This is a genomic window from Paracoccus sp. J39 (assembly GCF_000518925.1).
Taxonomy (GTDB): Bacteria; Pseudomonadota; Alphaproteobacteria; order Rhodobacterales; family Rhodobacteraceae; genus Paracoccus.
Genome location: NZ_JAEN01000022.1, coordinates 38,542 through 60,269 on the forward strand (window position 1 = coordinate 38,542; position 21,728 = coordinate 60,269).

General features: G+C 67.5%; 19 protein-coding genes and 4 pseudogenes. 16 read left to right on the forward strand and 7 right to left on the reverse strand.

Annotated elements, in window-relative coordinates; all coding sequences use genetic code 11:
• Positions 1-33 precede the first annotated feature (33 nt).
• The 13 genes and pseudogenes from L632_RS0117535 to larB all read left to right on the forward strand — a co-directional run bounded on the left by L632_RS0117535 (position 34) and on the right by larB (position 11,811).
• Complete coding sequence (locus L632_RS0117535; protein ID WP_028714721.1) at positions 34-987, forward strand: asparaginase; 954 nt, start codon at positions 34-36, stop codon at positions 985-987.
• Positions 988-1,229: 242 nt separating this feature from the next.
• Positions 1,230-1,406, forward strand: a complete 177-nt coding sequence (locus L632_RS24455) for a hypothetical protein (protein WP_156933689.1) — start codon at positions 1,230-1,232, stop codon at positions 1,404-1,406.
• A gap of 154 nt (positions 1,407-1,560) precedes the next feature.
• The gene (locus L632_RS23020) at positions 1,561-2,478 is read left to right on the forward strand and encodes a LysR substrate-binding domain-containing protein (protein ID WP_232221000.1); all 918 of its coding nucleotides are present in this window, start codon (positions 1,561-1,563) and stop codon (positions 2,476-2,478) included.
• Positions 2,479-2,572: 94 nt separating this feature from the next.
• Positions 2,573-3,907 carry an FAD-dependent oxidoreductase gene (locus tag L632_RS0117550; RefSeq protein ID WP_198021847.1) on the forward strand — a complete coding sequence of 445 codons (1,335 nt, stop codon included), beginning with the start codon at positions 2,573-2,575 and terminating at the stop codon, positions 3,905-3,907.
• On the forward strand, positions 3,904-4,932 hold the full coding sequence (locus L632_RS0117555; RefSeq protein WP_028717280.1) for a zinc-binding dehydrogenase: 1,029 nt from the start codon (positions 3,904-3,906) through the stop codon (positions 4,930-4,932). Before L632_RS0117550 ends, L632_RS0117555 begins: the two co-directional genes overlap by 4 nt.
• Complete coding sequence (locus L632_RS0117560) at positions 4,919-5,599, forward strand: cupin domain-containing protein (protein ID WP_028717281.1); 681 nt, start codon at positions 4,919-4,921, stop codon at positions 5,597-5,599. Before L632_RS0117555 ends, L632_RS0117560 begins: the two co-directional genes overlap by 14 nt.
• A gap of 343 nt (positions 5,600-5,942) precedes the next feature.
• Positions 5,943-6,515 (forward strand): hypothetical protein, encoded by a 573-nt coding sequence (locus tag L632_RS23025; protein WP_051476485.1) that lies wholly within the window; start codon positions 5,943-5,945, stop codon positions 6,513-6,515.
• A 196-nt stretch (positions 6,516-6,711) separates the two neighbouring features.
• Positions 6,712-8,499 carry a hypothetical protein gene (locus L632_RS0117570; RefSeq protein ID WP_028717282.1) on the forward strand — a complete coding sequence of 596 codons (1,788 nt, stop codon included), beginning with the start codon at positions 6,712-6,714 and terminating at the stop codon, positions 8,497-8,499.
• Positions 8,499-9,023, forward strand: coding sequence for a nickel insertion protein (larC, locus tag L632_RS0117575; RefSeq protein WP_028717283.1), 525 nt, complete (start codon positions 8,499-8,501; stop codon positions 9,021-9,023). Before L632_RS0117570 ends, larC begins: the two co-directional genes overlap by 1 nt.
• 71 nt (positions 9,024-9,094) lie before the next feature.
• Positions 9,095-9,214, forward strand: a pseudogene (locus L632_RS25200) (hypothetical protein); the annotation flags it as partial.
• A 64-nt stretch (positions 9,215-9,278) separates the two neighbouring features.
• On the forward strand, positions 9,279-10,328 hold the full coding sequence (locus L632_RS23030; RefSeq protein ID WP_198021848.1) for a LarC family nickel insertion protein: 1,050 nt from the start codon (positions 9,279-9,281) through the stop codon (positions 10,326-10,328).
• Positions 10,328-11,131, forward strand: a complete 804-nt coding sequence (locus L632_RS0117585) for a hypothetical protein (RefSeq protein ID WP_051476486.1) — start codon at positions 10,328-10,330, stop codon at positions 11,129-11,131. The genes L632_RS23030 and L632_RS0117585 overlap by 1 nt, the downstream gene beginning before the upstream one ends.
• Positions 11,128-11,811 carry a nickel pincer cofactor biosynthesis protein LarB gene (gene larB, locus L632_RS0117590; protein WP_028717285.1) on the forward strand — a complete coding sequence of 228 codons (684 nt, stop codon included), beginning with the start codon at positions 11,128-11,130 and terminating at the stop codon, positions 11,809-11,811. Before L632_RS0117585 ends, larB begins: the two co-directional genes overlap by 4 nt.
• 60 nt (positions 11,812-11,871) lie before the next feature.
• Here the strand turns inward: larB and L632_RS0117595 are convergent, their stop codons facing one another.
• From L632_RS0117595 to panE, 7 genes and pseudogenes are all read right to left on the reverse strand, one after another.
• The gene (locus L632_RS0117595; RefSeq protein ID WP_028717286.1) at positions 11,872-12,147 is read right to left on the reverse strand and encodes a YciI family protein; all 276 of its coding nucleotides are present in this window, start codon (positions 12,145-12,147) and stop codon (positions 11,872-11,874) included.
• Positions 12,148-12,203: 56 nt separating this feature from the next.
• On the reverse strand, positions 12,204-12,530 hold the full coding sequence (locus L632_RS23035; protein WP_028717287.1) for a TSUP family transporter: 327 nt from the start codon (positions 12,528-12,530) through the stop codon (positions 12,204-12,206).
• Positions 12,531-12,610: 80 nt separating this feature from the next.
• Positions 12,611-13,489: pseudogene (locus L632_RS23040) on the reverse strand (MBL fold metallo-hydrolase).
• 10 nt (positions 13,490-13,499) lie between these two features.
• Positions 13,500-16,310, reverse strand: coding sequence for an FAD-binding and (Fe-S)-binding domain-containing protein (locus L632_RS0117610; RefSeq protein WP_028717288.1), 2,811 nt, complete (start codon positions 16,308-16,310; stop codon positions 13,500-13,502).
• A 5-nt stretch (positions 16,311-16,315) separates the two neighbouring features.
• On the reverse strand, positions 16,316-17,158 hold the full coding sequence (sseA, locus tag L632_RS0117615; protein WP_028717289.1) for a 3-mercaptopyruvate sulfurtransferase: 843 nt from the start codon (positions 17,156-17,158) through the stop codon (positions 16,316-16,318).
• A 32-nt stretch (positions 17,159-17,190) separates the two neighbouring features.
• Entirely contained in the window at positions 17,191-18,381 is a 1,191-nt protein-coding gene (locus L632_RS0117620; protein WP_028717290.1) for a mandelate racemase/muconate lactonizing enzyme family protein, read from the reverse strand.
• A 39-nt stretch (positions 18,382-18,420) separates the two neighbouring features.
• Positions 18,421-19,335: a 2-dehydropantoate 2-reductase gene (panE, locus tag L632_RS0117625; RefSeq protein ID WP_028717291.1), complete on the reverse strand. Its 915-nt coding sequence runs from the start codon at positions 19,333-19,335 to the stop codon at positions 18,421-18,423.
• A 337-nt stretch (positions 19,336-19,672) separates the two neighbouring features.
• On the opposite strand from panE, the gene purU reads away from it, so the two are divergent.
• The 3 genes and pseudogenes from purU to L632_RS25000 all read left to right on the forward strand — a co-directional run bounded on the left by purU (position 19,673) and on the right by L632_RS25000 (position 21,668).
• The gene (gene purU / locus L632_RS0117630; RefSeq protein ID WP_028717292.1) at positions 19,673-20,527 is read left to right on the forward strand and encodes a formyltetrahydrofolate deformylase; all 855 of its coding nucleotides are present in this window, start codon (positions 19,673-19,675) and stop codon (positions 20,525-20,527) included.
• A 14-nt stretch (positions 20,528-20,541) separates the two neighbouring features.
• Positions 20,542-20,763 (forward strand): annotated as a pseudogene (locus L632_RS0117635) (hypothetical protein); the annotation flags it as partial.
• Between the two features lie 116 nt (positions 20,764-20,879).
• Positions 20,880-21,668 (forward strand): annotated as a pseudogene (locus tag L632_RS25000) (fumarylacetoacetate hydrolase family protein).
• Positions 21,669-21,728: the final 60 nt, after the last annotated feature.

Below are 21,728 nucleotides of genomic sequence, written 5' to 3' on the forward strand. Positions count from 1 at the left end.
AAGGGGGGATTGCGCGACCATGCGGCTCGACACGTGACCGGAACCGGACAGAAACCGCTGCTGGCAGTGCTTGCCACCGGCGGCACCATTGCCAGCAGCCGCGGCGCGGACGGCGCCGCGCGGCCGCGGCTGGGGGCCGGAGACCTGCTGGCGCTGCTGCCGCCCATGGCGGTCGAGCTGCGCCCGCGCGAGGTGCTGGCCAAGGATTCCGCCAGCCTGACGCTTTCCGACATGCAGCGCATCAGCGACGCGGTGGCGGCCGAGCTGGCCGACCCCCGCATCGCCGGCATCGTGGCGCTGCACGGCACCGATGCGATGGAGGAAACCGCGCTGCTGGTGCAGCTGCAACACGCGCCGCGCAAGCCGGTGGTGTTCACCGGCGCGCAATTCGCCTCGGATCACCCGCGTTCGGACGGGGGGCGCAACCTGGCCGATGCGGTCCGCGCGGCGCTGCGGCCGGCGGCCGGGCCAGGCGTCACCCTGGCCTTCGGCGGCCGGATGTTCCCGGCCTGGGGGCTTTACAAGTTCACCTCGGACGCGCCGGACGCCTTCCGCCGCGTGGCCGAAGAGGGCGCGACCGTCACCCGGCCCCTGCCCGCGCCGGTCGGCGGCTTCCGCGTCGATATCGTCGCCACCCATCCCGGCAGCGACGGTCTGCATCTCGAGGCCAGCCTGGCCGCCGGGGCGCGGGGCATCGTCATTTCGGCGCTGGGTTCGGGCAATGCGACAGCCGAACTGGTCGCGGCCATCGCGCGCGCCAAGGCCCAGGGCGTCGTGGTGGTGGTCTCCAGCCGCGTGCCCGAGGGGCTGCTGTCGCCGATCTATGGCGGCGGTGGCGGCGGTCACGACATGCGGCGCGCGGGCGCCATCCACGCCCGGCTGCTGCGCCCCGGACAGGCGCGCATCCTGCTGGCGGCGATGCTGGCCAATCGCTGCACCGAGACGGAAATCGCCCGCGCCTTCGAATCCGCGCCACAGACGGTATAATATCACGCTATATCAATCTGATGCGATTGATATGGAAAGTATTTTCCAGGCGTGATTCAGGCTCTTTGAGAAGCCCCTGACAATGAGCAGCCCGCCTGTCTGGCCGAGCCGCAGATGGCCCGGCTTCGGTCACAGGGGCCCAGCAACGGCGCGCGACCGGTCGGCGACCTCAGGAAGCTGTTCTTTCCCCGGACTTCGCCGATCCTAGGAGAGGAACACTGTCCCTAGCCGGCCGCGAGGCATTGCGGAACCTGGCCGAGGCGCTGAACATCGCCCGCCACGACAGCCTGCCGATCCGACTGCTGAAAATCGGCTACGAGGGCCTGCACAAAAGCATCAACCTGGGCACCCGCGCCGGCGAAAGCCGGATCGAACACATGGCCGGATTCTTTCGGCTCGCGCGCTCCGTTGAGCCCTGACGCGCAAGATCGGCGAATGCCGCCCGTCGTCCCATTCGCCCGGTATGCGACCCGATGTGCTATATGCTGACCAAGGCGTGCAGCACGCCGTAGCAAGGTCAGCCCGACAGGAGTAGGTGCCCTGAACAGAAAATCCCCGGTCTATCTGAACGCCTTGCACGCTTTCGAGGCCAGCGCCCGGCATGGCAGCTTTTCGGGCGCGGCGGCAGAGCTCAATGTCACGCCCGCCGCCGTCGGACAGATGGTGCGCGGGCTGGAAGATTGGTTGGGTCACCCGCTTTTCCACCGCAGCCCGACAGGCAAGGCGCGGCTGACCGCCACCGATGCGGCCGAGCGCGCCCTGCCGGACATTCGCGCCGGCCTCGACCGGCTGGGCATCGGGCTGGAACGGCTGCGCGAGGTCACGACGGGCGGCATCCTGAACGTCACCGTCAGCCCCGCCTTCGCCGCCAAATGGCTGCTGCCGCGCATCGACCGCTTTCAGGCCCGGTGCCCCGATACCGATATCCGCCTGGAGACCAGCCTGAAGCTGGTCGATTACGCGGCGCAGGGAATCGATGTCGGGATCCGCTACGGCAAGGGCGACTGGCCCGGACTCGTCGCCGAAAAGCTGATGGACGAGGAGGTCTTTCCCGTCTGCGCCTGCCGCTTCCGCGACCGGCACAACCTGACCGCTCCTGCCGACCTGCTTCGCGCGACTTTGATCCACGATCATTCCGTCGACCCCGCCCTGGGCTTCGTCACCTGGGAGAGGTGGCTGCGCGCCGCCGGCGTGACCGACGAGGCGCCGCAGCGCGGCATGGGCATCAACAATTCCGCATCCGTGCTTCAGGCCGTGATCGAGGGCCGCGGGGTGGCGCTGGCCCGCAGCATCCTGGCGCATGATGACCTCGCCGCCGGGCGGTTGTGCCGGCTGTTCCCGCAAGTGCATGTGCCGTCGAAACTGGCCTATTACGTCGTCCATCGCAGCGAATATGCGGCCCTGCCGAAGCTGAAGACCTTCAGGGACTGGCTGTTCGAGGAAGCCGCAGCCACGCTGCGCTGCACGGCGGGCCGCTTTCGCTCGGGATAGTTTTTCTTTTCCGCGGTCAAGAAAGTCTCGTTTGTCAAATCCCCATCGCCGGACACATGTGGAAGCTTCCATTCCGTGACGCAGAGGGATGACAATGGGCAACATGCAGGACCGGGCAGTCTACCTCGATGCGATGCAGGCACGAATCGGCGAATTCGCCGAACTGAACCCCGATGTCATGCAGGCGCTTCGGTCGGCGCGGCCCTGGTCCATTCAAGCCGAGTTTTCGATGCCCCCGACGCGCTTGGAAAATGAGATCCTGGCCGAGAAGGCGAGCATGAAGCCGGGAGGCCGCCCCGGTTCCGTCGTGGCGGATGGGCCGCGACGCTTGCCTGTCCTGATTCTCGGCGGTGGGCTTTCCGGCCTCACCGCCGCGTGGCACCTCTATCGCGCGGGCGTCGGGTTCCTGCTGGTCGAGGCGCGCGACCGGCTGGGCGGGCGTATCCTGACGGCCGGCGCGAATGGGTTGCCGGCGTCGGACGGGTTCGATCTCGGCCCCTCGTGGTTCTGGCCCGACATGCATGCCGGCATGAACCGCGTCGTCAGGGAGCTGGGCCTTGCCGCCTTCACGCAGGCCAGCGAAGGGTCGCTGCTGTTCCAGCGCGCGGGCAGCGCGGCGCCCGAGCGTTATCCGACGATGCGGCAGGAGCCGGCCTCGATGCGGCTGGCCGGCGGCACCGGCGCGATCATCGCGGCACTGGCCGCTCGGCTGCCGGCCGACAGCATTCGCCTTGGTCTCCGCGTCGACCGGATCACCCGCACCGAGAATGGCGTCGCCGCGCATGTCGCGGGCTCGCCCGAACCGATCACGGCCGCCCATGTCATCTGCGCGCTGCCGCCGCGCCTGCTGGCCGGGACCATGGCCCTGGACCCCGCGCCCGAGCCCCGAACCCTTGCCCTCTGGCGCGCTACGCCCACATGGATGGCGCCGCATGCCAAGTTCTTCGCGATCTACGACCGTCCCTTCTGGCGGGATGCCGGGCTGTCGGGCACGGCGCATAGCCAGATCGGCCCGCTGGTCGAAATCCACGACGCGACCACGGCTTCGGGCACGGCGGCGCTGTTCGGTTTCGTGGGCGTTCCGGCAGCCCATCGGTCGCAGGCGGGGCGTGATGCGGTCATCGTGGCAAGCGTTGCGCAACTGGGGCAGCTGTTCGGGCCAAATGCACTCGCCCCTCAAGCCACACTCTACAAGGACTGGGCCGCCGACCCGCTGACCGCGACGCCGCTGGACCAGGCCGCCGGAGACCATCCCCTCGGCGGCAAGCGCGACTGGAGCGGCGACATCTGGCAGGATAGCCTGACGCTTGCGGGCAGCGAAACGGCCATCCACGACCCCGGCTATCTCGCCGGCGCCATCGAGGCCGGAGAACGCGCCGCCGCCGCGCTGATCCGCCAGCACCTCAAGCACAGGAGCGCAAAGCCGTGACAGCCACCTATCGCGCCATGCAGATCGCAGAACCGGGCCGGCTGGAGCTGGTCGAGCGGCCTGTCCCGCAGCCGCAGCCCGGCCATGTCCTCATCGCGGTCGAGGCCTGCGGGATTTGCGGCGCGGACAGCGGCGATATCGAGCATGGCACGCCCGGCCGCATCCCCGGCCATGAGGTCGTCGGCCGCATCGCGAAGCTGGGCGAAGGCGTGCCCCCAATCTGGCGCATCGGCCAGCGCGTCGGGGTCGGCCGGTTCGGCGGCCATTGCGAAACCTGCCGCGAATGCCGCCGGGGCCGGTTCCACCTGTGCCGCAACCAGCCCGTCCTCGGCGCATCCTGCGATGGCGGCTATGCCGAGATGATGATCGCCCGCGCCACCGGCCTCGTGTCGATCCCCGAGGAACTGGCCTCGGCAGAGGCCGCGCCGATCCTCTGCGCCGGGATCGCCACATTCAACGCGCTGAAGAAGTCCGGCGCCGGGGCCGGCGATACCGTCGCCATTCTGGGCATCGGCGGCCTGGGCCATATGGCGCTGCAATACGCCCGCCGGATGGGACTGCGCGTGGTGGCCGTGGGACGTGGCGCGGATATCGCGGCCGAGGCTCTGTCGCTCGGCGCCCATCGCTATATCGACACCAACACCGAAAACGCCGCCAAGGTGCTTGCCGAGATGGGCGGGGCGCAGGCGATCCTCACGATGATCAGCGATGTTGCCGCCATCTCGGCCCTGCTGCCGGGCCTTGCGCCCGAAGGGCGGCTGGTGCTGCTGGGCGCGGGCAAGGATCCGCTGCCCGTCCCGATGGGCCATCTGGTCGGGGGCGAGCGCAGCGTGATCGGCTCGATCACCGGCTCGCCTTATGAAAACGAGCGGGTGCTGGATTTCAGCGTGCTGACCGGCGCGCGCCCGATGATCGAGACCATGCCGCTGGAGCGCGCCATGGAGGCCTATCGGAAAATGCGCTCGGGGGATGTGAAATTCAGGATGGTCCTGACGATGAAGGAGCATGCACATGCGCATCAATGACGACCTGACGCAGCCGGTTCTGGTGCAATCCGCCGAACTGGACTGGATGCCCAGCCCCGCAGCGGGGGTGGACCGGCGGATGCTGTATCGCCTGGGCGACGAGGTGGCGCGGGCGACCTCGCTGGTCCGCTATGCGCCGGGCAGCGCCTTTCTCCGCCATATCCACAGCGGCGGCGAGGAAATCCTTGTCCTCGAGGGCACCTTCCAGGACGAGCATGGCGACTATCCCGCGGGCAGCTATTTCCGCAATCCGCCCGGCACCTCGCATGTGCCCGCCTCGCAGGACGGCTGCACGATCTTCGTCAGGCTCTGGCAATACCGCGCGGGCGACAACCTGCAGGTCGTGCGCCAGCCCGGCGAGGGCGAAACTGTTGCCCCTCGCCCCGGCGCCAGCGCAGCACGGCTGCTGTTCGAGGATGCGGCCGAGCGTGTTACCGTCGAGGACTGGCAGCCCGATGCCGATATCACCGTCGAGAACCCGCGCGGGCTGGAGTTCCTCGTCCTGTCGGGCAGCCTGGCCATCGGCGACGAAACGCTGGAGGCGCAGGGCTGGGGCCGCTTCCCCTCAGGGCAGGCTCTCAGGGCCACCGCCGGGGCGAATGGCGCGCAGATCTGGATCAAGGACGCACCGCTTCAACACCCGGATGTATTGCCGATGCCCGACTAACTTCGGGAATCGTCGGCCCAGACGCCCTATCGGCGCCCAGCCATTCCAGCAGCGCGCCGCCCTCGGGACGAAAGGATCGTCCTGCCGTCCGAGACGGCATCCAGTCGCTCCGGCGGCGCGCAGGAAACAGTTATTGAAACACCTCCTCAGGCCCTTGGGGGCCTTGAAACGACCGGGGCGGTCAACCACCGGGAAAGGACCAGAATGTCGGATCACCACCATACCGCGCCGAGAAACACCTGGGTGCTCACGGCCGCCCAATCGCTTGGCGGCGCCAGCACGCCCATCGTGGTGTCCCTTGGCGGTCTAGGTCAGCCAGCAACTGTCCTCGAACCCGGCGCTGGTGACCCTGCCGGTCAGCCTGCTGAACCTGGGGCTGGCGCTGGGGACGATCCCGGCGGCCGTGGCGATGCGCCATTTCGGCCGGCGTTCCAGCTATGTCTTCGGTGCCATGATCGGCATGCTGGCCGGGCTGGTTGCCACGACGGGCATCGTCTGGGCCAGCTTCCTGATCTTCTGCGCCGGCACCTTCCTGGCCGGTTTCTACTCGGCCTATGTGCAAAGCTACCGCTTCGCCGCAACCGACGGTCTTGGCGGGCATGACCGGGAAAGGGCCATCGCGCGGGTGATGCTGGGCGGCCTCGCCGCCGCGATCATCGGCCCGCAACTGGTGATCTGGACGCGGGAGGCGCTGCCCGGCCATGCCTTCGCGGGGCCCGAAGAACGCGGCAAGGCGCAAGGGGTCAACGACTTTGTGGTTTTCGGCGCCGTGGCCTGCGCATCCTTCTTCTCCGGCTCGCTTCTTCACAGCTCGGGCTGGGGCACGGTCAACCGGATGGTCTTTCCGGCGGTCGCCTTCGTGCTCGCACCTCTGCTCTGGCGTGCGACCCGAACCAGAAACGCGGCGGTCCGCTGAGCGCGATCATATAAACTCATGAAGGTTGAAATCTTTTCGCGGTCTTGTCGAAGAAAGATGGATTACACCGTGTCTTGAAGGCCGAAACCCAGGGCGACCGGAAATGTGCGCCCGGCCATCTTCCCGTGAAACCCCGAGGATGCCGGGCAGAGTACTTGAAATTGTCTGAACCGCAGGCATGCGGTGGGAGGAACAGATGGACAAGACATCCGATCAGCAGCGCGAAAAGGTCATCCTGGCCTCGGTCATGGCGGCGGCATCGAACCCCGGCTGGCTGACCAGCGACCGGGTCGAGGCCCTGACCGGAGGCCATGGGATGCTCAACATCCCCGTCGTCGCGGTCTGCAACGTGATCGCGACCGAGCTGCGCCGCGGCGTCAGCCCCGAGGTGAAATTCGCCGATGCCGTCCACCAGCCGATTGACGACCTGCTGGCCAAGGCGATCAAGGTGGCGAAGGACGGCGGCGCGGACGGCGCCAACGCGGCGCTGATCGCCGCGACGATCCTTTACCTGGTCGGCGCGAATGCGCAGGTCGGCATCCCGGCGGGCAACCGCAAGCTGGGCTCCTCGGCGCGCATGATCGCGGGGGTCAGCCGCTCGGGCCTTGCCGCGGTGCCGACGGCCAAGATGAACAACAAGATCTCGGGCTTCGCCGCGGTCTCGGCGGTCTATGACGCGATGATGAAGGGCAAGCTGTCGCCGATCCAGGGCCGCGACATCCCCGAGGGCGTCGGCGGCGGCGTGATGGTCGGGCACGGCGCCCTGGGCGAGGATTTCATCTTCCCCGGCATGGCCGAAAGGGGCGCCGCCATCGGCACCAAGGCGATGATGGACGCCATGTCCGGCGCCGGAATGCCCAGCCAGAAATTCCTGTCGGCCCTGTTCGGCGCCGCCGCCATCCTGGAGATCATCCACCCCGACGCCGATGTGCGCGAGGAATACGGCCCCTATGGCAAGGTCACCAGCGCCTATGTCGCCGGCCTTTCCGCCGTGCGCACCGCCGGACTGCCGGAAAAGCTGCATGTCCGGATCACCGGCAAGGAAGTCGATACCGGCAAGCTGATCGGCGACCTGGGCCTGATCCTCAAGGATATCGGCGGGCCGACCGTGATCGGCATCATGGCGCTGGACGAGATCATCTCGGTCTTCGAAGAGGGCATCTGCGGCGCCGGCGCGGGGCCGGTGAACCCGCCGCTGGGCCATGTCTGCGGCGATGCGGTGATCGCGCTGCTGTGCCTGCTGGAGGACGGCTCGACCGAGCAATCGGTCGCCAAGGCGCTGCGCGAGCGCAGGCTGGCGACCAGCTTCGACCCCGACACCGCGATGATCGCCATGAACATCATCGGCCGCAAGGCCACACAGGTCTGCAACGGGCCGGTGACGGATGCATTGATCATCGCCTCGACGCCAGTGCTGACGCGGGTGCTTTATGACCGCGCCAGCCGCACCTATGACGAGCTGTCCGCGGGCAAGAGCCTGGGCGACATCGTCCGCGAACTGGACCATGAACGCCAGCTGCGGGTCGAAAAGCGCGGCGCCGAGGCCCTGACCAAGGCCAAGGGCAAGACGGTCAAGGTGCATTTCACCAGGATCGCCAAGGGCGCGCGCCGCTCCAGCAAGATGGCGGCGCGCTGGCTGGCCTTCGACCCGGCGCTGGACGCCGAGGTAACGCTGGGGGACGAGACCATCCGCATGGAAGGCGTCATCAACGCCGTCGTCCCCGAGGTCGCGCAGGGCATCGGCAAGGAGCGCGCACCGTTCCTCTCGGTGCTTGCGCCCATCGCCAGCGAGCTGCTGCTGGCCGGCAACGTAATCGTCAACGTCACCGTTCCGGCGGTGGTGGCGGCGGCCATGGGCAAGATGTCGCCCTCGGACGCGGCGCTTGAGGCGCAGACGGCCGGCATCATCTCGGCCGGCATCCCGGGCACCAAGGCCAAGGCCGAGGCCGCCGCCCTGGTGGCCGTCGAGACCATGGCGCTGTGATGGCGGATACCGGCGTCATCCTGCTGATGGCCCAGATCGACGACGCGCCCGGCGAATTGCTGGGGCGCGTCATCAGCCAGATGGCCGATATGGGGGCCCGAAACGTCCAGCTGCTGTCGAGCCTGGGCAAGAAGGGGCGTCCCGGCTACGTCCTGCTGGTCGACATCGAGGCCGGGGATGAGGCGGAATTCGCCGTGCTTCTGGCGGCCGAGCTGGGGATCTGGGGCTATCGCGTGCTGGAATCGCAGCACAAGCATTTCGACATCCGCCGCTATCAGACCCGGCTGGAGCTGCGCTGGAACGGCACCAGCCGCCGCTTTCCGCTGCGCATCAAGCGCATCCTCAGCGATGGCGTGTTCATGCGCGCCAAGGCAGAACATGACGATCTGGCGGCGATCTGCGCCGCCATGGCCGAGGACAGGCCCATCCCCCTGGCGGTGCTGAAGGCGGCAGCGGAAACGGCGGTGGGCACGATCGAGCCGCCGGACATCCTTGCCGTCGATCTGGACGAGCCGGCCCGCTAGACTGGGCATGATTGGAAAGGAACGCGCAGATGCATATCCATCTTGACGCCCTGGGCGGGGTCGCGGGCGACATGTTCGTGGCCGCCCTGCTGGACGCCTGGCCCGACCTGGCAGGCGAGGTGCAGGCCAATCTGCGGCTGGCCGGGTTGGACGCCGATGTGCATGCCGAACCCGTGCCCCATGACGACGGGGTGCTGACCGGGCATCGCTTCGTCGTGACGAAGAACGGCAAGACCGACGGTCACGCCCAAGCGCATGACCATCCTCACGACCACGACCATGGGCACGGGCACCATCATCACGGGCATCACCCCCCACGCCGACACCCACCACGGCCACCATCACCATACTCATTGGCGCGAGTTGCGGGCCAGCCTTCAGGCCAGCGGCCTGCCCGAGCCGGTCAAGCAGGCGGCCATCGGCATCTTTCACGAACTCGCCACGGCCGAGGCGCAGGTCCATGGCAAGGAGCTCGACGCCGTCGCCTTTCACGAGGTCGGCAACTGGGATTCCATCGCCGACATCGTCGCCGCCGCCACCCTGATCGTGGGCACCGGCGCGACCGGCTGGTCGGTCGGCTCGCTGCCGCTGGGTCGGGGCTGGATCGAGACCGAGCATGGCCGCCTGCCGGTCCCCGCTCCGGCCACCACCCTGCTACTGCGCGGCTTCACCTTCCACGACGACGGCCACCCCGGCGAGCGGATCACGCCGACGGGTGCCGCCATCCTGCGCTATCTGGCGCCGGCACCGGGCATCGGCGCCAGCCCGCGCCGGCTTGCGCGCAGCGGGATCGGCTTCGGCACCCGCCGCTTTCAAGGCATGAGCAACGTTCTGCGCGTCCTGGCCCTGAGCGATGAGGATGGTCGAACCGAGGATCGCGTCGGCGTCATCCAGTTCGAGATCGACGATCAGAGCGGCGAGGAACTGGCCGCCGCGCTGGACCGGATCCGCGCCGATCCCGCCGTCATCGACGTGACCCAAAGCCTTGCCATCGGCAAGAAGGGCCGGATGATGGCCGCCATCCAGGTCCTGACCCGGCCCGAGGCCGTCGCCCGGGTCAGCGCGCTTTGCTTCCGCCAGACGACCACGCTGGGCCTGCGCAGCCGGATCGAGGCCCGGGCAATTCTTCCGCGCCGCGCCGTGACCGCCGAGGGCGGCATCCGCGTCAAGCTGGCCGAGCGCCCCGGCGGCACCACCGCCAAGGCCGAGATCGACGATGCCGCGACCGCCGACAGCCAGAAGCAACGCGCCGAGCTGCGGCGGGCTGCCGAGGCGCAGGCATTGCAGGAAAAGGTGAAAGACTGATGCAAACCGCGGATTTCCTTAGCCGGCTGCATGGGGTTTTCGACAGCGCCCGGCCGGCCGCCGTGGCGGTCTCGGGCGGCGTGGACAGCATGACGCTGGCCTATGTCGCGCATCGTGCCATGGGCAGGGACGTGACCATGTTCCACGCCTCGTCCCCTGCCGTGCCGCAGGCGGCAACGGCGCGCATCCGGGACTATGCGGCCCGCCACGGCTGGCAGTTGCGCATCGTGGACGCGGGCGAGTTTTCAGATGAAAGATACCTTTCAAACCCCTCGAACCGTTGCTTTTTCTGCAAATCGAACCTTTACGGCACGCTGGCCGGGCATACCGAAGCCCAGCTGTTTTCAGGCACCAACATGGACGATCTGGGCGATTGGCGCCCCGGTCTGAAGGCCGCCGAAGCCAACCATGTGCGCCATCCTTTCGTCGAGGCGGGCATGACCAAGGCCGATGTGCGCGCCATGGCGGCCGCGCATGGGTTGCACGACCTGGCCGAGATGCCCTCGGCCCCCTGCCTGTCCAGCCGCATCGAGACCGCGCTGCGCATCGAGCCGCAGACGCTGCACGCCGTGGACCGCATCGAGACCCTGCTGCGCGACGAGTTGGCGCCAAGGACCGTGCGCTGCCGCGTCCGCGCTACGGGGGTGGTGGTCGAGCTTGACCCCGCCGCCCTGTCGCGGCTTTCTCCCGAACACCAACGGGCCTTGACGCAAAAGATCGGCGCAGCCTTCGGCAGCGACCGGCCCGTCCTGTTCCAGGGCTATACGCGCGGCAGCGCCTTTCTTCGCGAGCAAACCGAATGACCGAGATCCGACTGGACTTTCAACGGCACGAGCGTGTCGGCTTTGGCGAAGCCATCCTCTGCGCCCGGAAATCGGATGCACAGCTGGCGACGATCATGGACCATGTGTTCGAACGCGGCGAAAGCTGCCTCATGACACGGCTTGAACAGGACGTCTTCGAACGCTTCCCGGCCGATCACCGGGCGCGGCTGGATTACGACCCGATCTCGCGCATCGGCTATTTCAACTGGACCCCACCCGAAGCGCCTGGCCCTGCGCAGATCGCCGTCGTCTCGGCCGGCAGTTCCGACATGCCGCAGGCGGCCGAGGTCATCCGCACCCTGACCTATCTGGGTGCGCCGACGCGGCAGTTCATCGATATCGGCGTGGCCGGCCTGTGGCGCCTGCTGGGCAATGTCGAGGAGCTGCAGAAATTCCCGGTGATCGTCGCGGTCGCCGGCATGGACGGCGCCCTGCCAAGCGTGCTGGGCGGGCTGGTGCCGGGGGTGATCATCTGCCTGCCCACCTCAACCGGCTATGGCGCCTCGAACGGTGGGCAGACGGCGCTGAACGCGGCGCTGGCCTCATGTGCGCCGGGCCTGACGGTGGTCAATATCGACAACGGCTATGGCGCCGCCTGCGCGGCCTACCGGGCGCTGAACATGATCCGCAAGGCCGCAGCCCTGACTGACAGGCGCTGACGGCGGAAGGCGCAGCTTTTTTCAAGCTGCGCCTTCCTGGCAATACAGGCTGGGACAGGCCTATTGCCCGATCACCTTCTTCCACTCGCGAATGGCGACGGATTCGAACAGGCCCGCCTGCGCGTAAGGATCTTGCGCGGCCCATTGCCTTGCCGCTTCGAGATCCTCATGCTCGACGACCAGGATGCTGCCGCAGGGTGTCTGCCCCTCATCCAGCAGCGGCCCGGCGATATAGACGCCGCGGGTGGAATCCAGCCATTCCAGATGGGCCGGGCGGTTGGCCATGCGGATGTCCAGCGCATCGGGCTTGTCGGTGCAGACGAAGGCAAAGAGCATGGGTTTCTCCTTTTGGTTGTCCGGGAAGGCCCCCGGTCCTGGTTGAAGCGAAGGGGTCAGCCCGCCAGCCCCGCGGCGCGGCGGACCAGCATGTAGATCGCGACCAGCACGACCAACGCGGCGAAATCCGTGTGCAGGCTGCCCCTGCGCGTGGACAGATGCCGCGCCAGTCGCGCGCCCAGCATCCCGCCCGATAAGCCGCCGACCACGAAGACCAGCGCCAGCGGCCAGTCGACATGGCCCGCGCGTGCATAGTTCAGCGCCGTGGTCAGCCCGAAGGCCGTCACCGCTACCAGTGACAAGGCGATGGCAATACCGGCCGCGCCGGCGCCGAGGATGACGACTTCATGGTGCAGGGCGGCTGTGGCGGTGAGATCAGGCATGAATCCTCCGTTCGCGGCATGGCGACCTTGATTTCGTGGGTTTCCAGGGATGCAGGCGCCCGAGATGCTGCGCCCCGCCGTCAAAGCTCGTTCAGCGGCACCTTGAGATGGCGCTTGCCCTTTTCGTCGGGCTCGGGAAGGGCGCCGGCCTTCATGTTGACCTGAAGCGAGGGGATGATCAGGCGCGGCATTCCCAGCGTGGCGTCGCGGGCCTCGCGCATGGCGACGAATTCATCCTCGGTCACGCCGTCGTGGACATGGATATTGTGGGCGCGCTGCTCGGCCACGGTGGTCTCATTGCGGATGTCGCGCCCGTTGGGGCCGTAATCATGGCACATGAACAGCCGCGTCTCGGGCGGCAGGTCCAGCACCCGCCTGATCGAGCGGTAAAGCATCCGCGCATCGCCGCCCGGAAAATCGGCCCGCGCCGTGCCGCCGTCAGGCATGAACAGCGTATCGCCCACGAAAGCCGCATCGCCGATCACATAGGTCAGGCAGGCAGGCGTATGGCCCGGCGTGTGCATGACGCGGCACTCCATCGTGCCGATCCGGAAGCTGTCGCCATCATGGAACAGCCGGTCGAATTGCGATCCGTCGCGACGGAACTCGGTGCCTTCGTTGAAGACCTTGCCGAAGGTCTCCTACACCACGGTGATCTGCTCGCCGATGCCGATCTTGCCGCCAAGCGCCTGTTGCAGATAGGGCGCGGCAGACAGGTGATCGGCATGGACATGCGTCTCCAGCAGCCATTCCAGCCGCAACCCCTGCTCGCGCACGCGGGCGATGATGCGGTCGGCGGAATCGTAGGACAGCCGGCCCGCCGCATAGTCCATATCCAGCACCGAATCGATGATCGCGCAGGCGTCGGACCCCGGATCACGGACGATATAGGAGAAGGTGTTCGTCGCTTCGTCGTAGAAGGCTTCGACCTGGGGGGATGACGTCATTCTGTCCTCCATCGTTATGGGACTACAGGGCGGGATCGCTGCACCAGTCCAGCAGATAGGCGATCGACTGGTAGGGACGGCCGGAATGCTCGGACAGCCCGATCTCGCAGGTGATGCTGGTCGAATAGCCGCGCGTGACCCGTTCCGGCAGCTTGTCGCGCAGGGTCCGCAGGGCGCTGGCGTTCAGTTCCGGCACCTCGAAACCCTTGTTGCCGGCAAAGCCGCAGCATTCGATGTCGGGCGGCACGATCACCTCCTCGGCGCAGGCTTCGGCAAGGGCCAGCAGCCGGTCGGCCTGCCCCATCTTGCGGGTGCTGCAGGTGATATGCAGCGCAATGCTGCCTGCACGGCGGCGGATGGTCAGGCGCGGCAGGACCAGTTCCGCCAGCGCCTCGGTCACGTCCATCGGGCGCATGTCCTCGGCCAGTTCCTGCCGCATCCGGAAACTGCAGGGACTGGTGTCCGAGACGACGATGCCGCCGCCTTGGGCCCGCAGATGCCCTTCAAGCCGGATGGCGCCGTCCCTTGCGGCTTGCGGATAGCCCTTGCTGGCGAAGGGCTGGCCGCAGCAATGCCCCTCGCCCGCCGGGGTAATGCGAACCGGGTAGCCCGCGCGGCGGAACAGCAGCGCCAGAACGTCCCAGAGCGGGCGCGGGTCGGGCATGTCGCGGGCCGGCGCGGCGACGGTACTGACGCAGCTTCGAAACAGCAGGATCTGCGGCAGGTCTGCATCCGGGACCTCGCCCGCGGGATAGCGCGGGGCGGGCGCGGGCCTGGGCAGCCAGGGCGTCCACTGCGGCACCCTGTCGCCCGAAACGCGGCGCAGTCCCCGCGTGATGCCGGTCATCGCGCCTTTGCCCAACACGACATAGGCGCGGTCGCTGGTCCAAAGCCCGGCCTTGGCGGCCTTCATCACCGCGCCCAGATGCCGCTGGGCCGCATGGGCAAGGCCGCGCCCGGCGGCGCCGTGGCGGAGGGCGCGACGGCTGCGCATCATCTCGCCCGTGTCGATGCCCACGGGGCAGGACATGGCGCAAAGCCCGTCGCCCGCACAGGTATCCACGGCGGCATAATCATAGCTTTTGTCGAAGCTGGCATCCTGCGCGCCGCGCGCCAGCGCACGCGTCGCGACGATGCGCTGGCGCGGCGTGGTGGTCAGCGCGCGCGAGGGGCAGACCGGCTCGCAAAAGCCGCATTCGATGCATTTGTCGATCAGCGGATCGGCCACCGGCAGGGATTTCAGCGCCTTGAGATAGATCTGGGGGTCGTCGGACAGGATCACGCCGGGATTCAGCACGCCCGCCGGATCGAAGGCCCGCTTGATGCGCCGCATCAATTCGTAAGCCTTGCTGCCCCATTCCAGCTCCACGAAGGGCGCCATCGCCCGCCCCGTGCCGTGTTCCGCCTTCAGCGAGCCGTGGAAACGGTTCGAGACCAGTTCCGCCACCTCGTCGATCAGCCGGGCATAGCGGGCGATGTCCTCGGGGCTGTTGAAGGCCTGGGAAAAGACGAAATGCAGGTTGCCGTCCAGCGCATGGCCGAAGATCACCGCATCGCCGTAATCCAGCCGGTCGAAGATTTCGCGAATGGCAAGGGCGGCCTCGGCAAGGCTGTCGATGGGAACGGCGATATCCTCGACGATCACCGTCGAGCCGGGCGCGCGCATGCCGCCCACGGCGGGCAGCAGCCCCTTGCGCACGTTCCAGTAAGCCGCATAGGTCCGCGGGTCATGCGAAAAGCGCACCGGTTCAAGCGGCGCGAAGGGCTCGATGGCCGCCGTCACCGATCGCATCTGCGCGGCAAGGGCCTCGGCGTCGTCGGCGCGCAGATCGACCAGCAGCGCGGCGGTGCCCCGCGGCATATGCGCAAAGCTCTCGGGCACGCCGGGCTGGTCAAGGGCCGAGCGCAGCGATGCGTAATCCATCATCTCGACCGCCGAGACCGGCTGCGCCTTGAGCGCGGTGGCCGCCGAACAGGCGATCCGCACATCCGCGAAAAAGACCAGCGCCGCCGATTGCTTCGGGGGCGCGGGCACGGTTTCCAGCGTCACCTCGCAGATGAAGGCCAGCGTGCCCTCGGATCCGACGATCAGGTGCTGGAGTATCTCGAACGGGTCGTCGTAATCGACCAGCGCGTTCAGCGAATAGCCGGTGGTGTTCTTGATCGCGAACTTGCGCCGGATCAGCGCGCCCAGTTCGGCGTCGTCCCGCACCGCGCGGGCAAGCGCGGCCAGTTCGTCCAGCAGCGCGCCATGGCTGACCCGGAAGGCGCGGCGGCTTTCGGGATCGGCAGTGTCCAGCGTTGTCCCGTCCGCCAGCACCAGCCGCATGGAGCGCAGGGTGCGATAGCTGTTCTGTTCCGTCCCGCAGCACATGCCGCTGGAATTGTTGGCGATGATCCCGCCGATCATCGCCGCCGAGATCGAGGCCGGGTCGGGTCCGATCTTGCGCCGGTGCCGCGCCAGCCGCGCATTGGCCTGCGCCCCGATCAGGCCGGGGCCCATGCGCACGCTTGCGGCATCCTCGCCCATCTCGAACCGGCGCCAGCCATTCGGGCCCATCTTGACCAGCACGCTGTCGGTCACGCCCTGCCCCGACAGGCTGGTGCCCGCCGCGCGGAAGGTGATCGGGACGCCCGTGCGGCTGGCCGCGCGGCAGATGGCGACCACCTCGTCCTCGGTCTCGACCAGGATCACCGCGCGGGGCAGCAGGCTGTAGGGGCTGGCATCGGCGCCGTGAACGGTGCGCGAAAACGCGTCCAGCAGGAATCGCCCGGCAGGCACCACCTGCCGGACGGCTGCCGCGAAGCCGTCGAACCCGGTTTCCGGCAGCATGTCCCTCATTTCCCGGTCGCGACCGGCGTATCGCCCGGCATGCCCCATTCGGCCCAAAAGCCATCATAGACCGCCACATCGTCCTTGCCCGCCAGATGCAGACCAAAGGCCAGCGCGCAGGCCGTCACGCCCGAGCCGCAAGAGGCGATGACGGGCCGCTCCATGTCCAGCCCGGCCTGCCGGAAGACCTGCGCGATCTCTGACGGCGATTTCATCCTGCCGGTCTCCGGATCGGTCATGCGATCGAAGGGCACGTTCAGGCTGCCCGGCACATGGCCCGAGCGCAGGCCGGGGCGGGCCTCCTTTTCCTCGGCGGTGAAGCGCGCGGCGGAACGCGCATCGACCAGATCGCAGGCCTTGCTGTCGATATTGGCCAGCACATCGGCCTTGGAGGCGACGGCGGCGGGGTCCAGAACCGCCCGATAGCTGGCGGCGGGCCGCGCCGCCACCTCGGCTGTCACCGGCCGCCCCTCGGCCATCCAGGCCTTCAGCCCGCCGTCAAGGATCGCGATCTTGCGATGGCCAAAGCTGCGGAACATCCACCAGGCGCGCCCCGCCGACATCAGGCCGGGGGTGTCGTAGATCACCACCATGGTATCGTTGGAAATCCCCAAGGCGCCCACGGTGCGGGCGAACTCCGCCTCGGAGGGCATCATGTGGGGCAGCGGGTTGCCGGCATCGGCCACCGTGTCCACGTCGAAGAACTGCGCGGTGGGGATGTGGCGCTCGGCGAATTCCTCGGGGGCGGTCGGCGTCGCGCCGGGCAGCTTGAAGGACGCGTCCAGCAGCACAACCTGCGGATCGTCCAGGTGATTGGCAAGCCAGGCGGTGGTGACGAGCGAAGTCATGAGGGTTCCTTTCCTGTCGGATCGGCGGCGGCTTACAGCGCCACATCCTGCCGGATCATCTGGCGTTGGGCGGCGGCGGTGAAATCCATGCCGAAGCCGGGGGCGGTCGGCACCTCGAAGCGGCCATTCACGGGTTGCAGGTCCTGCTCGAACAGGTCGCGGTTGGTGTGCTTCAGGGCGAAGGTGTGATGCTCGTGGATCTCGAAGTTCGGGATTGCCGCTTCCAGTTGCAGGCCGATGGCCGTGGCCAGGGGCGAGCCGCAGATATGCGCCTGCACCCCCACGTCATAGGCATGGGCCAGATGCGCGATCTTGAACGCTTCCGAAATGCCGCCGGCCAGTCCGACATCGGGCTGGATCATGTCCACGGCCCCCGCTTCCAGGTAGGGCATGAAGCCCCAGCGGGTATAAAGCTTTTCGCCCGTCGCGATCGGGATGTCCGAGCGCCGTGCGACCTTCATATGGGCATGGGTGCTGTTGTAATGCGTGGGTTCCTCGATAAAGAGGATGCCCAGATCCTTCGCCAGTTCCGAGACCTGCAACGCCCCGGCCGAGGAGCTGAAGGAATGCAGCTCGATGATGATGTCGCAATCCGGGCCGACGCCTTCGCGGATGGCCTCCAGCCGGGCGCGGAACAGCCTGCGTTCCTCGGGCGTGAACAGCCCGCGGACATTGGGGTTCCGGACGCCGGTCGGATCGACCATGATCGGATCGACCTTGACGCAATCATAGCCCTCGGCACGCGCGGCCTGCGCAACCTCGCGATATTCACCGGGCCGGCCGCGCGGCACCACCGCCACATCGTCCCAGCCGAATTGCAGCTGGCTGGCATAGCAGCGCAGCGGTCCCGGCGTCGCGGCACCCAGCAGGCGATGGACCGGCTTGCCGAGCGCCCGGCCCTTGATGTCCCACAGCGCGGCGTCCAGCGCGCTCATCGCGCCGAAGATCACCGGTCCGCCGCCCTCGCCCCAGAACGAGCGGCGGAGCATGGTTTCCCAGACGGTCTCAGTGTCGAAAGGATCGCGGCCCAGCACGAAACGCTCGGCCAGGGTCAGGATCATGGGCGCCGCGGCGGGGGCGCCGGTGCCGAAGGGCATGCCGACCTCGCCCAGCCCGGTGATGCCCTCGTCGGTATGGACGCGGGCGAAGACATGGCGCCAGGACGGGATGCCCACCTGCCCGGATTGCTCGATCTCGATGGCTTCGACCTTGACGACCTTCATGCGTCTCTCCTTGGTTTTCGGGCGGGCGGCGGCCCGTTCTCAGCGGCTCGCATCGTAGACGCGCAGCGCCACGGCGGCGGCGCGCAGCAGCGGCACCTCGACCCCCTTGGCCTCGGCCTTTTCGACCATGTCGCCCAGGATCTGCTCGGCCTCGACCGGGCCGCCGGATTTCATGTCGCGATACATCGAGGCGGTCAGCTTCGAGTCCGGGTTGGTCAGCGACGATACGACCCGCGCCGCTTCCTGCTCAGTCGGGGCATGGCCATAAGCGCCGGCGACAGCCAGCGCCTCGTTGCAAAGCGCCGTGGCCGAGCGCACACCGCCGGGGACCGAGGCGACCTGCCCGACCGCGCCGCCAAGCAGGCAGGTGATCCCGCCGAGCGCGGCGAGGTTGACCCATTTGTCCCACATGATCTGCATGATCCGGTCCGAGGATTCCGCCGAGAAGCCCGCCCCCTGCATGATGGTGTCAAGTGCCCGCATGCGGTCGCTGATCGTGCCGTCGCGCTCGCCATAGACGAGGCTCTGGACCTCAGCCATCTGCACGATCTGGCCCTTGTCGTTGAGTTCCGCCACCACGCGGCAGGCCCCGCCCAGCACCGGCTTTTCGCCGAAGCTCTCCACAAGCCGCTCGATATGGCGCATGCCGTTCAGGGCGGGCAGGATCATCGTGCCGGGGCCGACCGCGGGGGCGAAATCCTCCATCGCGCTGTCCAGCGTATAGGCCTTCACGCTGAGCAGGATCAGGTCATAGGGTCCGTCGATCTGCGCGGCCTCGACAAGCTGCGGCCGGATCGTCAGGTCGCCATGCGGGCTGACCACCTGCATGCCCTCGCGCCGCAACTGTTCCGCCCGACGCGCGCGGACCAGGAAGGTCACGTCGCGCCCCGCAGCCGCCAGCCGCGCCCCGAAATATCCGCCGACGGCCCCTGCGCCAACGACCAGTATCCTCATCCCGCTTTCCTCCGCGCTTGGTCCGATCGGGCGGCCATCGCAGCCCTTTTTGCGTCTTGCAGTCAGGCCAAGGTTCTGCGCCCGCCCCTCCATTCCAACAACCGCAATAATAATGCGCCCCGTTGAATTTTTTTGAGAAGCCTTGCCGGGGTCCTACCCATATACCTTGCGAAACCCTGCGGGAGGGGCATGAGACTGCGGCATTTATTGCGCGCCCTGTCCAGAAGTTTCCATCGGCTGGAGGACGCCAAATCCAAGATAAAACCCATCGGGCGGCACTGCGATATGAATAAGGGCGCTTTTCAAATATCCGCCCAATCAAAAAGGACCGGCTTTGATGTCTGAAAAAGAATATATCCTGACCTTGTCCTGCGATGACCAGCCGGGCATCGTCGCCACCGTCACCGGACGGCTGGCCGATTTCGGCGGCAATATCCTGGAAAGCGCGCAGTTCGGCGACCGCACCACGGGCCGCTTCTTCCTGCGCATCCGCTTTGCCTGTCCCGGCGACAAGACCAAGGACGCGATCCGGCACGCCCTGACCCCCGCGGTCTCGCGCTTCGGGCTACAGCTGAACCTCTACGAGGCCGACCGGCTGCCCAGGATCATCGTCATGGTCTCGCGCTTCGACCATTGTTTCGAGCATCTGCTGTACCAGATCCGGGTCGGCTGGCTGAAGGCCGAGATCGTCGCGGTCGTCTCGAACCACGAAGACGCGCGCGCCTCGGCCGAGGCGGCGGGCCTGCCCTATCACCACTGGCCGGTCACCAAGGAAAACAAGGCCGAGCAGGAAAAGCGCCTGCAGGACCTGGCCGACAGCACCGGCGCCGACCTCATCGTCCTGGCGCGCTACATGCAGGTGCTTTCGGACAGTTTCTCCAAGGCGCAGTTCGGGCGGATCATCAATATCCACCATTCCTTCCTGCCCAGCTTCAAGGGCGCCAAGCCCTATCATCAGGCCTATGATCGCGGCGTCAAAAGCATCGGCGCGACCGCCCATTACGTCACGGCCGATCTGGACGAGGGCCCGATCATCGAACAGCAGACCGAGCGCGTCAGTCACACATTGTCCGCCGACGATCTGGTGGCCGTGGGCCGCGATATCGAGACGCGCGTGCTGGCCAAGGCCGTCAAGCTGCATCTGGAGCGGCGCGTCTTCCTGAACGGCCATCGCACCGTAGTCTTCGAATGAGCGCGCGCGTCATCGACGGCAAGGCTTGCGCCGCGCGGCTGACGGGGGACATCGCCGAGGCCGCCGGGGCTCTTGCCGGCCGCACCGGCACCGCACCGGGCCCGGGCGGCGTGGGTCCGAGGACCATCGCCTGCCTGCTGCTCAACACGCTGCGCGCGGCGCATCGCCAGCTGAACCTGCCCGATCCCGTCCCTGGGACAGGCACCGCCCCCCTTGCAACGGAGACCATGCCATGAAGATCCTTCAATTCAAAAGCGGCAAGACCCTGCGGCTGGGCGTCTGCGAGGGCGAGCAGGTCGTCGATCTGGCCGCCGCCCTTGCGGCGCTGCGTCCCGATGCGACGGCCGAGCAGATGGCGGCGGTCGCCTCGACCTTCGATCTGCTGAATGCCGAGGGCGGGCTGGACTTGGCCGCCGATCTGGTCAGCGAGGCGCTGGCCAGGCCCGATGCCGTCCATGTCCTGCCACTGGCCTCGCTGGAACTGGGCGCGCCGATCACCCGTCCCGAAAAGATCATCGGCGTCGGCTCGAACTATTACGACCATCTGGAAGAGATGGGCCATGACGTGCCGCAGATCATCACGAATTTCCCGATGTATGGCAACGCGCTGGTCGGCACCTCGGACCCGATCATCATCCCGCGCAACAGCGAGATGATCGGCTGGGAGGCCGAACTGGTGCTGGTCATCGGCCGAAAGGCGCGCTTCGTGGAAAAGGAAGACGCGATGGACTACCTGCTGGGCTATTCCTGCGGCAACGAGGTGGTCGTCGTCGATCACATGCGCGCCGACCGCCAGCTCTTGCGCGGCAAGACGCAGGACAGCCATGCGCCGATGGGACCGTAGATCGTCACCAAGGACGAGGTGGGCGACTCCTCGGACCTGAACATCCGGCTAAGCGTGAACGGCGAGGAAAAGCAGAACGGCTCGACCGCAGGAATGGTCTTCGACATTCCGACGATCATCTCGTTCTTCAGCCAGTATTTCACGCTGCGGCCCGGCGACGTGATCTTTACCGGCACCCCCGCCGGCGGCAGCATCGGGATGAAGCCGCCGCAATGGCTGAAACCCGGCGACCATGTCGAGGTCGAGATCGAGCGCGTCGGCCGCCTGGTAAACGACTGCGTGGCCGAGAAGGTCTGACATCCCATTACTGGTCGGCCCCCTTGCCGGGGACCGGCCAGAGCCGCAGAGAGATTGCCT

Bases quoted from the DNA above. Each gene is read 5' to 3' on its own strand.
- L632_RS0117550 (WP_198021847.1), top strand. From the start codon at position 2,573: ATGGGCAACATGCAGGACCGGGCAGTCTACCTCGATGCGATGCAGGCA.
- L632_RS0117560 (WP_028717281.1), top strand. From the start codon at position 4,919: ATGCGCATCAATGACGACCTGACGCAGCCGGTTCTGGTGCAATCCGCC.
- L632_RS0117570 (WP_028717282.1), top strand. From the start codon at position 6,712: ATGGACAAGACATCCGATCAGCAGCGCGAAAAGGTCATCCTGGCCTCG.
- larC (WP_028717283.1), top strand. From the start codon at position 8,499: ATGGCGGATACCGGCGTCATCCTGCTGATGGCCCAGATCGACGACGCG.
- L632_RS23030 (WP_198021848.1), top strand. From the start codon at position 9,279: ATGACCATCCTCACGACCACGACCATGGGCACGGGCACCATCATCACG.
- L632_RS0117585 (WP_051476486.1), top strand. From the start codon at position 10,328: ATGCAAACCGCGGATTTCCTTAGCCGGCTGCATGGGGTTTTCGACAGC.
- larB (WP_028717285.1), top strand. From the start codon at position 11,128: ATGACCGAGATCCGACTGGACTTTCAACGGCACGAGCGTGTCGGCTTT.
- L632_RS0117595 (WP_028717286.1), bottom strand. From the start codon at position 12,147: ATGCTCTTTGCCTTCGTCTGCACCGACAAGCCCGATGCGCTGGACATC.
- L632_RS23035 (WP_028717287.1), bottom strand. From the start codon at position 12,530: ATGCCTGATCTCACCGCCACAGCCGCCCTGCACCATGAAGTCGTCATC.
- L632_RS0117610 (WP_028717288.1), bottom strand. From the start codon at position 16,310: ATGCTGCCGGAAACCGGGTTCGACGGCTTCGCGGCAGCCGTCCGGCAG.
- sseA (WP_028717289.1), bottom strand. From the start codon at position 17,158: ATGACTTCGCTCGTCACCACCGCCTGGCTTGCCAATCACCTGGACGAT.
- L632_RS0117620 (WP_028717290.1), bottom strand. From the start codon at position 18,381: ATGAAGGTCGTCAAGGTCGAAGCCATCGAGATCGAGCAATCCGGGCAG.
- panE (WP_028717291.1), bottom strand. From the start codon at position 19,335: ATGAGGATACTGGTCGTTGGCGCAGGGGCCGTCGGCGGATATTTCGGG.
- purU (WP_028717292.1), top strand. From the start codon at position 19,673: ATGTCTGAAAAAGAATATATCCTGACCTTGTCCTGCGATGACCAGCCG.